Origin of the sequence: Comamonas testosteroni, assembly GCF_000761245.1 — a bacterium.
Taxonomy (GTDB): Bacteria; Pseudomonadota; Gammaproteobacteria; order Burkholderiales; family Burkholderiaceae_C; genus Comamonas; species Comamonas testosteroni_C.
Genome location: NZ_AWOR01000012.1, coordinates 95675 through 109381 on the forward strand (window position 1 = coordinate 95675; position 13707 = coordinate 109381).

Below are 13707 nucleotides of genomic sequence, written 5' to 3' on the forward strand. Positions count from 1 at the left end.
AGGCCGTCCCATGGACTCCGCTGAAATCAAGGCCCTTGCGCAAGCCATCATCCACCAGCACAGCGCCAACTTTGGCGCCCAGCTGCACCACGATGCCAACTCGGTCGAGCTGACGCCCCAGCCCGTACCGCCCGCGCTGCGCCAGGACCCGGCCTATCTGGCTGCGCTTGAGGCCTGCAGCGAGCTGGGCTTTATTGCCGTGGATGCGCAGACCCTGGCCCAGGCCTGGCAGCGCCAAAGCGAGCGCACCGACCAATTCGATGTCACCCACTGGCCCGACGACCCACGCGACTTCGGTCTCGGCAAGGCGGACCCGGCCCTCGCCTTTGCCCATTGCCCGCGCGAGCTGGGCCTGTATGGAGTGCTGCCTACGGCCGAATGGGTGGGCCGCATGGCCCGCGCGGGTGTGCCCACGGTGCAGCTGCGTTTCAAGTCCAGCGACAAGGCCGCCGTGGCACAAGAGATCAAGGCCGCTGTTGAAGCCGTCAAGGGCACGCAGGCACGCCTGTTCATCAACGACCACTGGCAGGCCGCGCTGGACGCAGGCGCCTACGGCATCCATGTGGGCCAGGAAGATCTGGACGTGATCGGCCAGCGTGATCTGCAGACCATCCGCAGCTCGGGCACCCGCCTGGGCGTCTCCACCCATGGCTACGCAGAGATGGTGCGCGCCCATGCCGTGCAGCCCAGCTATATCGCCCTGGGCGCGGTCTTTCCCACCACGCTCAAGAAGATGGCGACAGCTCCGCAAGGACTGGCGCGTCTGGCGGCCTATGTGCGGCTGATGCAGCAGTACCCGCTGGTGGCGATTGGCGGCATTTCCGAGGACCTGTTCCCCGCCGTGCGTGCCACGGGCGTGGGCTCGGTTGCCGTGGTGCGCGCCCTGGTCAATGCACCCGATCCGGAAGCCGCCGCCCAGCATCTGCTGCAGCGCATGCAGGCTGCTGCTTGAGCGCCTCGAAGCGCATCGACTTCCCATTCAATGGCCGCCAGCGCTTGATACACAGGCGCCGGCGGCTATTTTCATTGAGAGATTCAAGACGCCAACCGAGCCAGGTCTGCCTGGCACAGGAAACACCGGAAATAACAAGCTCGAATGCCCGCAGCCAGCGGGCATTTTTTATGGAGCGCCGCTGCGCAGGCCGCATGGCCACTGGGTTTTCTTGATTGGCGCAAGCCCTCTTCGCGGTAAAAGCGGACACACAGGTGACAACCCTGAGTCCCGCAGTTGCGGCACAGCCGGTCCCACACGCGACAATGGGGCGGTTACCAGTCACGCATAAGACAGAACATGGACGAGCCAATTCTTAGTATGGAAGAACGTGAGGCGATCAACTCTGGTCGCTGGTTTTCATCCCTTTCGCCCTCTTTGCGGCACGACATTCTTCGATGCGCTTACGTCAAACGATACAAAGATGGCATGCTCATCTGCGCTCGCGGCGAACCGCCCGAGGAGTGGATTGCCTGTGCACGTGGCGCGGTGCGAGTCAGCTCCACCTCCATCACCGGCAAGCAGATCACGCTGACCTACGTGGAGCCGGGCATCTGGTTCGGGGATGTCGCGATTCTGGATGGCGACAAGCGCACGCACGACGCCTATGCACATGGCGAGACCACGCTGCTGTGCGTATCCAAGGCGGACTTCAAGCGCATTCTGGCAGAGCATGTGGAGTTTTCCGAAGCGATCTTGCGCCTCAACGCACGCCGAGTACGTCAGCTCTACGGTCTGGTGGAAGACCTCAACACCTTGCCGCTGCGAGCGCGCCTGGCCAAGCAGCTGCTGCACCTGACGCGCAGCTATGGCGTGATGAGTCTGTCGGACAGCAACGAGATCCGCATCGGCCTGCATCTGGCGCAGGAAGAGCTGGCGCAATTGCTGGGCGCCTCGCGCCAGCGTGTGAACCAGGAACTCAAGTCCATGGAGCGCGAGGAAGTCATTCGCATCGAGCCGGGTGGCCTCATCGTGCGCGACCGGGTGACGCTGCTGCGCATTGCAGACACCGACCATTAACCCCCCTGGGCCGCTTTGCGGCTTCCCCCCAAGGGGGGACGACATCTTCGCTGCGGGGCGGCCCTTGCTTGATGTCTCACTCTTGGGCTGTGCCTGTTTTCGAGGCGGCTAGCTTTGGCCGCCCTCAGCGTTCACGCTTTCTTGCATCTTCGCCGCGTTCTGCGGCAGCTCCCCCATTTCACGCATTCGCTTGCCGCACCTCTGGTGTGGTGCGGCGGGCTGCGCCTTGCCCATCACAAATCGAACACAGGACTGAGACAGTATGAGCACTTATGAGCATTTCGTCGGCACCCGCGCGGTTTCCGATCAGCATGCGTTTGATATCGATGCCATGACCGACTGGATGGGCCGGCATGTCCAGGGCTTTGAAGGTCCGCTGCAGGTGGAGATGTTCAAGGGCGGCCAGTCCAACCCCACCTACAAGCTGATCACGCCCGGCAAAAGCTATGTGATGCGCGCCAAGCCCGGCCCTGTGGCCAAGCTGCTGCCTTCGGCCCATGCGATCGAGCGCGAGTACCGCGTCATGAAGGGCCTGGCCGGCACCGATGTGCCCGTGCCGCATATGTATGCGCTTTGCGAGGATGAATCCGTCATCGGCCGCGCTTTCTACATCATGGAGTTCATGGAAGGCCGCGTGCTCTGGGACCAGTCCCTGCCCGGCATGACGCCCGCCGAGCGCGGCCAGATCTACGACGAGATGAACCGCGTGATCGCAGCTCTGCACAGCGTGAAGTTTGCCGAACGCGGCCTGGCCGACTACGGCAAGAGCGGCAATTACTTCGAGCGCCAGATCGGCCGCTGGAGCAAGCAGTATGTGGCCTCCGTGACCCAGCCCATCCCCGAGATGGACCGGCTGATGGAGTGGCTTCCCGCCCATATGCCGGCCAGTGCACGCGACGAGGGACGTGTCTCCATCGTGCATGGCGACTACCGCCTGGACAACCTGATGTTCCACCCCACCGAGCCGCGCGTGATTGCCGTGCTGGACTGGGAGCTGTCCACGCTGGGCCACCCGCTGGCCGACTTCAGCTACCACTGCATGAGCTGGCATATCCCGGCCGAGCTGGGCCGCGGCATTGCGGGCCTGGACATCGCAGGCCTGGGCATCCCTGCCGAGCACGATTACATGCAGCGCTACTGCCAGCGCACCGGCATTGCCGATGTGGCCACGCTGCAGCGCGACTGGAACTTCTACCTGGCCTACAACATGTTCCGCATCGCGGCCATCCTGCAAGGCATTGCCAAGCGTGTCGAGGCCGGCACGGCCTCCAGCGCCCAGGCCAAGGCCTCGGGCGACACCGCCCGCCCCATGGCCGAGCTGGCCTGGTCCTTCGCTCAGCGCGCCTGACTTTCATCCACCACCACGCAATCAGACCGTCCCACAACAAAAGGAGCACTCATGGACTTCGACTACTCGCCCAAAACCAAGGACCTGCAGCAACGCCTGCTCAAGTTCATGGACGAACACATCTACCCGGCAGAAAAAGAATATGCCGAGGAGATGCAGGCCAACACGGCCGCCGGCAAGCGCTGGACGCCGCTGCAAACCATTGAAAAGCTCAAGCCCAAGGCCCAGGCCGCGGGCCTGTGGAATCTGTTCCTGCCCGTGGACAGCGCCGAAGCCTCGGGCTACCACGGCGCGGGCCTAACCAATCAGGAATACGCACCGCTGGCCGAGATCATGGGCCGCGTGCCATGGGCTTCCGAAGTCTTCAACTGCTCCGCGCCGGATACCGGCAATATGGAGACCATTGCCCGCTACGGCAGTGCCGAGCTCAAGCAGCGCTGGCTCAAACCCCTGCTGGAAGGCAAGATCCGCTCGGCCTTCGCCATGACCGAGCCCGAAGTCGCCTCCTCCGACGCCACCAATATCTGCACCCGTATCGAGCGCCAGGGCGACGAATACGTGATCAACGGCCACAAGTGGTGGATCTCGGGTGCAGGCGATCCTCGCTGCCAGGTCTTCATCACCATGGGCAAGACCGACCCGGAAGCGGCCAAGCATTCGCAGCAGAGCATGATCATCATCCCGGCCGATGCCAAGGGCATCCGCATCGCGCGTCCGCTGAATGTGATGGGCTATGACGATGCACCCCACGGCCATATGGAGATGTATTTCGAGAACGTGCGCGTTCCCGTCGGCAATATCTTGCTGGGCGAAGGGCGCGGCTTCGAGATCGCCCAGGGCCGCCTCGGCCCGGGCCGCATTCACCACTGCATGCGCCTGATCGGCCTAGCCGAGCGTGCGTTGGAGCTGATGTGCAAGCGCGCCAGCAGCCGCGTGGCCTTCGGCAAGAGCGTGGCCCAGCAGACCGTGACGCAGGAGCGCATTGCCGAAGCGCGCTGCAAGATCGACATGGCGCGCCTGCTCACGCTCAAGGCCGCCTGGCTGATGGACGTGGCCGGCAACAAGGTGGCCAGGACCGAGATCGCAATGATCAAGGTCGTGGCCCCCAGCATGGCCTGTCAGGTCATCGACTGGGCCATGCAGGTGCATGGCGGCGGCGGCATGTGCGATGACTTCCCGCTGGCCTATGCCTATGCCGCAGCACGCACGCTGCGCTTTGCCGACGGCCCCGACGAGGTGCACCGCAACGCGATTGCCAAGTGGGAGCTGGGCAAATACGGCAGCTACGGCAAGAACGCCGAAGTGCCCATCACGCGCGGCGGCTGATGTGGGTCAGCGGTAGCACATCGCGCCGCTGCTGCTGCCCGGAAACAAAAACACCCCGTCAGCCACGGCTGCGGGGTGTTTTTGCTTCGAAGGCAGATTTATTATCTACTATTAAAAAAGAAGCTTATAACGCCCTATATAAAACGATTTCAGATACAAAACATATTGAAATTCAATGAATACAAGCGATAAGCGCTTCCCAATCAATAGCATCATGGCTAGCGGCACCGGGCCCGGCACCGCGCGCCCGTACCGGGCTTAGAAACTCTCCCACTCGCCATCGTCTGCCGTCGCGGCCTTTTGCGGCTGGGGCGCTGCTGCGCTTTTCGCCGGGCTCAGCACCGGATGCTTGCCCGCAGCCGACATTGCGGGGCGCTTGAGCGCAGTCGACTGGGCCCTGACCGGAGCCGAGACCTTGATGGCGGCCCTGGCAGGCGCGGGCTTGAACGTGGCTGGCGCCAGGGCCGGCGCGGCCTGCAGGCCGGACTGGGCGGCAAGCTTGAAGAAGCTCACCGTCTCGGCCAGCGCAGCGGCCTGGCCGCGCAGCGCGTCGGTCGCCGCTGCGGCCTCCTCCACCAGAGCCGCGTTCTGCTGGGTCATCTGATCCATCTGCGTCACGGCCTGTGTGACCTGCTCGATGCCCGATGTCTGCTGGTGGCTGGCCACCGAGATCTCGCCCATGATGTCGGTGACGCGGCGCACGCTCATCACGATCTCTTCCATGGTCTTGCCGGCCTCATCGACCTGGGTGCTGCCTTCCTGCACCTTGCTCACGGAGTCGTCGATCAGCTGCTTGATCTGCTTGGCCGCCTCGGCCGAGCGCTGGGCCAGGGTGCGCACTTCGGAGGCCACCACGGCAAAGCCACGGCCTTGGTCGCCCGCACGGGCCGCTTCCACCGCCGCGTTGAGGGCCAGAATATTGGTCTGGAAGGCGATGGAGTCGATCACGCCGATGATGTCCACGATCTTGCGCGAGGACTCGTTGATGGCCGACATGGTCTGCACCACCTGGGCCACCGTGGCACCACCGCGCACGGCTACCTGAGACGCGGCAGAGGCCATCTGATTGGCCTGTTGGGCATTGCCGGCGTTCTGCTGCACGGTGGCCGTCAGCTCCTCCATGGAGGCTGCCGTTTGTTCCAGCGAGCTGGCCTGCTCTTCGGTGCGCGAGGACAGATCCTGGTTGCCGCTGGCAATCTGGCTGCTGGCCGAGGCAATCGAGTCCGTGCCCTGGCGCACCTGACCCACGATGCGCTGCAAGCTTGTGTTCATGTCCCTGAGCGCCTGCAGCAGCTGGCCCACCTCATCACGGCTTTGCACGGTGATGCTGGCACTCAGATCGCCAGCAGCCACGGACTGCGCCAGTTGAACGGCCGACTGCAAAGGACGCGAGATGGAGCGTGCGATCAGCACCGCCAGCGCCACGCCGATGACGATGGAGCCCAGCAGCAGCGCCATCACCCACCAGCGGGCAGCGGCATACAGGTCGTCGCCGGCCTGGTTGGTTTCCTCGGTTGCCTGATGGTTGATCTCGCTGAGCGCATCCAGACGTGTGTTGATGCTGCGGCTGATCTTGAGAGAGTCGCCGCGCAAGATTTCGCTGGCGTCATCGTTGAGCAGCTGGTGCGACAGATCCACCACCTTGGCCGTCTGCACGGCATAGGCCTTGAGCTCCTCGCCGATTTCTGCCAGCATGGCTCGTTCCTTGTCGGTTCTCACGTACTTGGCATACGACTGCTGGTTCTGGACCAGCTCGTCCCAGAGCTTGGGCATGCTCTTGTCATAGACCGCCATTTCCTCGGACGACTGGGCCATCACATGCTGCATGGTCTGCGAGCGATAGCGCTGCAGCTGGTAACGCATGTCCTGCAGGTTTCGGGCCGCCGGCAGCCACTGGCGCGCCAGATCGGTGGCCGTGGCATTGACACGCTCCATCTGGACCAGGCCGTACAGGCCCGATACCGCACTGATCAGCAGGATCAGCACAAAAGACACCAGCAGCTTGTTAGCCAGCTTGAGGTTGCGAAAGAAGTTCATGGGGGAATTGGGCGCCTGGGCGACCTGCAAGGTCTGGCACCTGCGAGATGGGGGATAGGGGAAACAGCCTGAAAAGCGCGTACACACTGCGCGCGCCTGCGAATTCTATGCAGTATTTGTTACTTCGAGTAACGGCATCCATGAATAAAACCGATGGGGGCATCAGGGGCATAGCTGGGCTCAAAAAGACACCCTGATGAAGCACTCAAAAACCCTGTCGAAGGCCATTGCATCCTTACGGCCGTCCGGCATGAGAAAATCAGCCCTTATTTATCAGCAAGAACAAACGGATTCACCATGGAAGCAGAACGCGTCAACTCTATCGGCAACACCCTCCAAGATCTGGCCGAGCGCACGGCAGATCTCCGGAGGTATCTTTGACTACGATGCCAAGTACGAACGCCTGCGCACGGTAAACGCCTCGCTGGAAGACCCTGCCGTCTGGAACGACCCCAAGAAGGCACAGGAGCTGGGCAAGGAAAAGAAGTCGCTCGACTCTGTCGTGCTGACTCTGGAGAAGCTCACCACCGAGCTGGCCGACAACTCCGAGCTGTTCGAGATGAGCAAGGAAGAAGGCGATGATGCCGGCCTTGAAACCATCGAAGCCGAAACCGCCAAGCTCAAGCCGCTGATCGAGGAGCTCGAGTTCCGCCGCATGTTCGGCGGCGAAGCCGATCCGCTCAACTGCTTCATCGACATCCAGGCCGGCGCCGGCGGCACCGAAGCCTGCGACTGGGCCAGCATGCTGCTGCGCCAGTACCTGAAGTACGCCGAACGCAAGGGCTTCAAGGCCACCGTGGAAGAAGAGACTCCGGGCGACGTAGCCGGCATCAAGAGCGCAACCATCAAGGTCGAAGGCGAGTATGCCTATGGCCTGCTGCGCACCGAAACCGGCGTGCACCGCCTGGTGCGCAAGTCGCCCTTCGACAGCTCGGGCGGCCGTCACACCAGCTTTTCCTCGCTATTCGTCTACCCCGAGATCGATGACTCCATCGAGATCAACATCAATCCGTCCGACGTGCGTACGGACACCTATCGCGCTTCCGGCGCGGGTGGTCAGCACATCAACAAGACCGACTCTGCCGTGCGCCTGACCCACATCCCCACGGGCATCGTGGTGCAGTGCCAGGACGGTCGCTCGCAGCATAGCAACCGTGACGTGGCATGGCAGCGCCTGCGCTCCAGGCTGTACGACTTCGAGATGCGCAAGCGCATGGAAGAACAGCAAAAGCTCGAGGACACCAAGACCGATGTGGGCTGGGGTCACCAGATCCGCTCCTATGTGCTGGACAACAGCCGCATCAAGGACTTGCGCACCAACGTCGAAGTCTCGGCCACCCAGAAGGTGCTGGACGGCGATCTGGATGTGTTTATCGAAGCCTCGCTCAAGCAAGGCCTCTGATCCTAGAAAGGAATCGATATGCTGCAACTGCGTGACGGGCAAGCCCCGGCCGCCGCCATTTACCGTGCCGACTACGAGGCTCCGGCCTGGTGGATCGACACGGTGGATCTGACTTTTGATCTGGACCCGGCCAAGACGCGCGTACTCAGCAAGATGCGCGTGCGCCGCAACCCCGAGGTGCCGGCACAGGCGCTGCGCCTGGACGGCGACGAGCTGAATCTGGCGCGGGTGATGGTCAACGGCGGAGGTACCTCCTTCAAGATGGACGGCGACCAGCTGGTGCTGGAGAACCTGCCCGAGGGCAACGAGCCCGTGGAGCTGGAGATCTTCACCACCTGCGCCCCCATCAAGAACACCAAGCTCATGGGCTTGTATGTGAGCGAGGACACATTCTTCACGCAGTGCGAGGCAGAAGGTTTCCGCCGCATCACCTACTTCCTGGACCGCCCCGACGTGATGGCCATGTACACCGTCACGCTGCGCGCCAGCAAGGCCCAGTATCCGGTGCTGCTGTCCAACGGCAATCTGGTGGAGTCCGGTGACCTAGAAGACGGCCGCCACTTTGCCAAGTGGGTCGATCCGCACAAAAAGCCCAGCTATCTGTTTGCGCTGGTGGCCGGCAATCTGGTGGCCCGCGAGCAGAAGATCAAGAGCCGTGCCGGCCGCGACCACCTGCTGCAGGTCTTTGTGCGCCCCGGCGACCTCGAAAAGACCGAGCACGCCATGAACTCCCTCATGCACTCCGTTGCATGGGACGAGGCACGCTTTGGCCTGAGCCTGGACCTGGACCGCTTCATGATCGTCGCCACCAGCGACTTCAACATGGGCGCCATGGAGAACAAGGGCCTGAACATCTTCAATACCAAGTATGTTCTGGCCAGCCAGGCCACGGCCACCGACACCGATTACGCCAATATCGAGTCCGTCGTCGGACACGAATACTTCCATAACTGGACGGGTGACCGCGTCACATGCCGTGACTGGTTCCAGCTCAGCCTCAAGGAAGGCCTGACGGTGTTCCGCGATCAGGAGTTCAGCATGGACATGGCGGGCACGGCTTCGGCCCGTGCCGTCAAGCGCATCGACGATGTGCGCGTGCTGCGCACCGTGCAGTTTCCCGAGGATGCCGGCCCCATGGCTCACCCCGTGCGCCCCGACAGCTATATCGAGATCAACAACTTCTACACGGTCACGATCTACGAAAAAGGCGCGGAAGTCGTACGCATGCAGCACAACCTGGTCGGCCGCGAAGGCTTTGCCAAGGGCATGAAGCTGTACTTCGAGCGTCATGACGGTCAGGCCGTGACCTGCGATGACTTCTCGCAAGCCATTGCCGACGCCAACCCGGGCTCTGCTCTGGCCCAGCATCTGCAGCAATTCCGCCGCTGGTACAGCCAGGCCGGCACGCCTGTGCTCAAGGCCGTGGGCCAGTACGATGCCGACGCCCGGACCTATACGCTGACGCTGTCGCAAAGCTGCGCGCCCACCGTGGGTCAGGCCGAAAAACTGCCGTTCGTCATTCCCGTGCAAATGGGTCTGCTCACCGCCAGCGGCCAGCCCATCGCCCTGCAACTGCAAGGTGAAGAGACGGCCCAGGCAGTCACCAGCCGCATGCTGGTGCTGACCGAAGCCGAGCAGAGCTTTGTCTTCAGCAATGTGAGCGAAGCCCCCGTGCCTTCGCTGCTGCGCACCTTCAGCGCGCCCGTGGTGCTGGAGCATGAATTCAGCGATACCGATCTGCTGACCCTGCTGGCCCATGACAGCGACCCGTTCAACCAATGGGAAGCCAGCCAGCGTCTGGGGCTGCGTTACGCACTGAAGGCGATCGCTGCCAGCGGCGAAGCCAGTGCCGAAATCCTGCCGGCGGACTTCATCGAAGCCATGCGCCGCGTGCTGCGCGACGACAAGCTGGACGCGGCGTTCAAGGACCTGGTGCTCACACTGCCGTCCGAGAGCTATATCGCCGAGCAGTTGGCCGAGGTCGATCCGCAGCGCGTTCATGCCGTGCGCGAAGCCATGATCTTGCAACTGGCGACCGCCCTGCAGCCCGAGTGGGAAGCCGCCTGGGAGGCCAACCGCGACACCGGCGCCTATCGCCCCGACCATGTCAGCGCCGGCCGCCGCGCGCTGGCCGGCCGCGCCCTGTCCATGCTGTGCCTGCATGCCGCTCAAACTGGCGACACGGTCTGGCCCGGCAAGGCCTACCAGCGCTGCAAGGACGCAGGCAATATGACGGACCGCATGGCCGCCCTCTCCGCCCTGATCTACAGCGCCAGCCCCCTGGCCGAGCAGGCACTGCAGCGCTTTCACGCGCTGTTCAAGCAAGATGCGCTGGTGCTGGACAAATGGTTTGCGCTGCAGGCTGCCGCCAGCGACCGCGGCGGTGACGTGCTGCCCGCCGTCAAGGCGCTGATGAAGCATGCCGACTTCCAGATCAAGAACCCCAACCGCGCACGCAGCCTGATCTTCAGCTACTGCAACAATGCCGGCGCCTTCCACCGCGCCGATGCGGCGGGCTATGTGTTCTGGGCCGATCGCGTGATCGAGATCGACGGCATCAACCCTCAGGTGGCATCCCGTCTGGCCCGGGTGATGGATCGCTGGAAAAAGCTGGCCGAGCCCTACCGCTCTGCAGCCCGCGAAGCCATCGCCCGTGTGGCTGCCAAGCCCGATCTGTCCAACGACGTGCGCGAGGTCATCACCCGCGCCCTGGCGGACTGATGGGCCTGAGCATGCTTGCCCGACACGCGGCTCGGGGCGTGAAGGCCCTTGCCGTCGCTGCGGCAAGCATGTCGCTGAGCACTCAGGCTGCAAAGCCTGATGTGGGATTCGAAGCCCGTTTTGCACCCCTCTATGCCACTGTCTTCAGCGAAGGCGGCAGCTTCAGCGGACGCGCCATGAGTGCCGATCTGCAGGCGCTGGAGCCGCTGTTGAAAAAGCCGGGGTTCGCTGCACGCGACATCTTCCGGCTCTACTACACACAGGCCAGCGTCTACGCCCGCCGCAGCATGCCCAAAGAGGCAGCCGAAGCAACGCAGACGGCACTGACGGCTTTGTCCGGCACCCAGGAGCCGGAGCTGTCATACGCTCATTTTTTCCTGCGCTACTCAAGCATCCGCTGGCTGGCGGAGGCAGGGCAGCATGAAGCGGCACTCAAGCGGGTCAAAGCCTTTCAGGCTCAATACCCGTTGCCGCAGATTGCCGGCCTGCCCGCCGAGATGCGCTGGGATGAAAGCGTGAAGCCTGTACGGGCTCTGGATTTTCCGAGCCAGATGCAGATTCTCGGCGTCTATGAGGACGAAGGCTATCTGCTGCATGAGCTGGGGCGATTTCGCGAGGCCAGACAGGCCAACGAGCGGCTGCTGCCCGTGGCACGTGAGCGCCTCAAAGCCATGGGCAAGCTGCAGCAAATACGCGGTGTGCTCACCAATATTGCGCAAAATTGCTATGAGCTGGGCGACCTGAAGCAGGCTGGCGCCTATCTTCAGGAGCGTCTGCAGATTGCGCAGGCGGCGCAAGACCATGCCACCGTCTACGACAGCTATTTCCAGCTCATGGTCCTTGCCCATGAGCAAAAGCAGGAACCGCAGGCCCGCCAATGGCTGGCCCGCTATGAACAATACGCGCTGAACCAGAAAGACAGCCAGCAGCAAACCCGCGCCAGGGAGCTGCTGACAGAACTGGAACAACGCAATGCAGGGCGTCCTGGCAAGTGATCGTGCCCAGCCCTGCTCTCTGTCCATTTCAGATTTGCATCGAATTTCAAGGAGTTGAAACATGAAGAAAAACATCAGCCTGACCCGCTATCTAGTCGAGCAGCAACGTGTGGACGGGCTCATCCCCGGCCAGCTGCGCCTGCTGCTGGAAGTGGTGGCCCGCGCCTGCAAGCGCATCAGCTTTGCCGTGAACAAGGGCGAGCTCGGCGACGTCATGGGCACAGCCGGCAGCGAGAACGTGCAGGGCGAAGTGCAAAAGAAGCTGGACATCATCGCCAACGAAACCCTGATCGAAGCCAATGAGTGGGGCGGCCACTTGGCGGCCATGGCTTCGGAAGAAATGGAAGGCATCTATGTGGTGCCCAACCGCTATCCCCAGGGCGAGTACCTGCTGATGTTCGACCCCCTGGATGGCTCGTCCAACATCGACATCAACATGTCCATCGGCACCATCTTCAGCGTGCTCAAGAAGCCCGAAGGCCACCCTGGCGTGCACGACAGCGACTTCATGCAGCCCGGCACCCAGCAAGTGGCTGCCGGCTACTGCATCTACGGCCCCCAGACCACCCTGGTGCTGACCGTGGGCGACGGCGTCTCCATGTTCACGCTGGACCGCGAGCAAGGCTCGTTCGTGCTCATCGAGGAAAACGTCAAGATCCCCGAAGACACCAAGGAGTTCGCCATCAACATGTCCAATATGCGCCACTGGGATGCCCCCGTGCAGCGCTACGTGGACGAATGTCTGGCTGGTGCAGACGGCCCGCGCGGCAAGAATTTCAACATGCGCTGGGTCGCGGCCATGGTGGCCGACGTCCACCGCATTCTGTGCCGCGGCGGCATCTTCATGTACCCCTGGGACAAGCGCGAGCCACAAAAGGCCGGCAAGCTGCGCCTGATGTACGAAGCCAATCCCATGAGCTGGCTGGTCGAGCAGGCCGGCGGCATGGCCACCAACGGCCGTCAGCGCATCCTGGACATTCAGCCAACGCAATTGCACGAGCGCGTGAGCGTCGTCCTCGGCTCCAAGAACGAAGTGGAACGCGTGACCAGCTACCACCTCGAGGCCGATGAAAAAGCGCTATAATCTATAGCTTAATGCCGGTGTAGCTCAGTCGGTAGAGCAGCTCATTCGTAATGAGAAGGTCGGGTGTTCGATTCATCTCTCCGGCACCAAGTAAACAAAGGAAAGCCCGCTATTCAAAAGATAGCGGGCTTTCTTCTTTTTTGCACCGTGTAGCCACTGCGTAGCCACCAGTACATAGTTTTCGCGCTTTGTGCACCTGCTGGCGCTGCCGTCCTCGTTTCACTTTCGGCTCCTGCTGCTTTTGGTGTCACAGCTGTATTTCAGGTGCGTTTGCGGCGAGACATCATCAAATGTCACAGGTTTCAGAACCCGAAAATAGAGATAGACAGATGCCGTGCAGGCATCAAGGTCTCGCGCACGCGCGCGTACCGCTCCAGCAACTTCTAGAACGCAACTTCGCAAGCGAGCGACAGCCAAATTAGACCCCTACCAATTGATCCGACTGCCGTACAGGTGAATCCAATCGTCGGGATCCTTAGCCGCTCGCTCTGCATGCCAAGGGATAAACGCGAATGCTTCACCAAGCGCAAATGCACGTTGGGCCTGCCGTTCAGCCTCTTCAACCTTCATCCCATATGTCAGACAACTCATGAGATGCGGACTGGCCCTCACCAGATCAGAAGGCTGAGGATCCAAGTCTTCAATCATGAACTTGGGTTCCATTGGCTCAAATAGCTCGCCTAATGCCCCGTCGTGCCATCTACTTGGAATTTCTGAAGCCATACAACCTCCACAAGCCATAACTTTTGATAACAGAAGCTCTGGGGCGCCAGCCCTGAAGTT

At 62.2% G+C, this 13707-nt stretch carries 10 protein-coding genes and 1 tRNA gene; 9 read left to right on the forward strand and 2 right to left on the reverse strand.

The window, feature by feature from the left end; all coding sequences use genetic code 11:
- The first annotated feature begins 10 nt into the window (after nt 1-10).
- From thiE to P353_RS04595, 4 genes are all read left to right on the forward strand, one after another.
- Entirely contained in the window at nt 11-952 is a 942-nt protein-coding gene (gene thiE / locus P353_RS04580) for a thiamine phosphate synthase (protein ID WP_034365944.1), read from the forward strand.
- 339 nt (nt 953-1291) lie between these two features.
- On the forward strand, nt 1292-2011 hold the full coding sequence (locus P353_RS04585) for a Crp/Fnr family transcriptional regulator (protein WP_034349335.1): 720 nt from the start codon (nt 1292-1294) through the stop codon (nt 2009-2011).
- A gap of 262 nt (nt 2012-2273) precedes the next feature.
- Nucleotides 2274-3359 (forward strand): phosphotransferase, encoded by a 1086-nt coding sequence (locus P353_RS04590; protein ID WP_034365947.1) that lies wholly within the window; start codon nt 2274-2276, stop codon nt 3357-3359.
- Between the two features lie 51 nt (nt 3360-3410).
- Entirely contained in the window at nt 3411-4685 is a 1275-nt protein-coding gene (locus P353_RS04595; protein WP_034365950.1) for an acyl-CoA dehydrogenase family protein, read from the forward strand.
- A 258-nt stretch (nt 4686-4943) separates the two neighbouring features.
- Here the strand turns inward: P353_RS04595 and P353_RS04600 are convergent, their stop codons facing one another.
- Nucleotides 4944-6722 carry a methyl-accepting chemotaxis protein gene (locus tag P353_RS04600; protein WP_034365952.1) on the reverse strand — a complete coding sequence of 593 codons (1779 nt, stop codon included), beginning with the start codon at nt 6720-6722 and terminating at the stop codon, nt 4944-4946.
- Nucleotides 6723-7019: 297 nt separating this feature from the next.
- Between P353_RS04600 and prfB the strand changes: the two genes are divergently transcribed.
- The 5 genes from prfB (at nt 7020) to P353_RS04625 (ending at nt 13013) form a co-directional block, all read left to right on the forward strand.
- Nucleotides 7020-8124 (forward strand): peptide chain release factor 2 gene (prfB, locus tag P353_RS04605; RefSeq protein WP_100086375.1). Its coding sequence is split into 2 segments (ribosomal slippage): nt 7020-7100 and nt 7102-8124, totalling 1104 coding nucleotides; the frame shifts between segments, so codons are not numbered across the junction.
- Nucleotides 8125-8142: 18 nt separating this feature from the next.
- The gene (gene pepN, locus P353_RS04610; protein ID WP_034365955.1) at nt 8143-10845 is read left to right on the forward strand and encodes an aminopeptidase N; all 2703 of its coding nucleotides are present in this window, start codon (nt 8143-8145) and stop codon (nt 10843-10845) included.
- Nucleotides 10846-10856: 11 nt separating this feature from the next.
- Nucleotides 10857-11840 carry a hypothetical protein gene (locus P353_RS04615; RefSeq protein WP_232776244.1) on the forward strand — a complete coding sequence of 328 codons (984 nt, stop codon included), beginning with the start codon at nt 10857-10859 and terminating at the stop codon, nt 11838-11840.
- A 61-nt stretch (nt 11841-11901) separates the two neighbouring features.
- Nucleotides 11902-12924, forward strand: a complete 1023-nt coding sequence (locus P353_RS04620) for a class 1 fructose-bisphosphatase (RefSeq protein ID WP_034365961.1) — start codon at nt 11902-11904, stop codon at nt 12922-12924.
- Between the two features lie 13 nt (nt 12925-12937).
- A tRNA-Thr gene (locus P353_RS04625) sits at nt 12938-13013 on the forward strand.
- Nucleotides 13014-13350: 337 nt separating this feature from the next.
- Here the strand turns inward: P353_RS04625 and P353_RS04630 are convergent.
- Nucleotides 13351-13647 carry a hypothetical protein gene (locus P353_RS04630; RefSeq protein ID WP_034365964.1) on the reverse strand — a complete coding sequence of 99 codons (297 nt, stop codon included), beginning with the start codon at nt 13645-13647 and terminating at the stop codon, nt 13351-13353.
- Between the last annotated feature and the right edge of the window lie 60 nt (nt 13648-13707).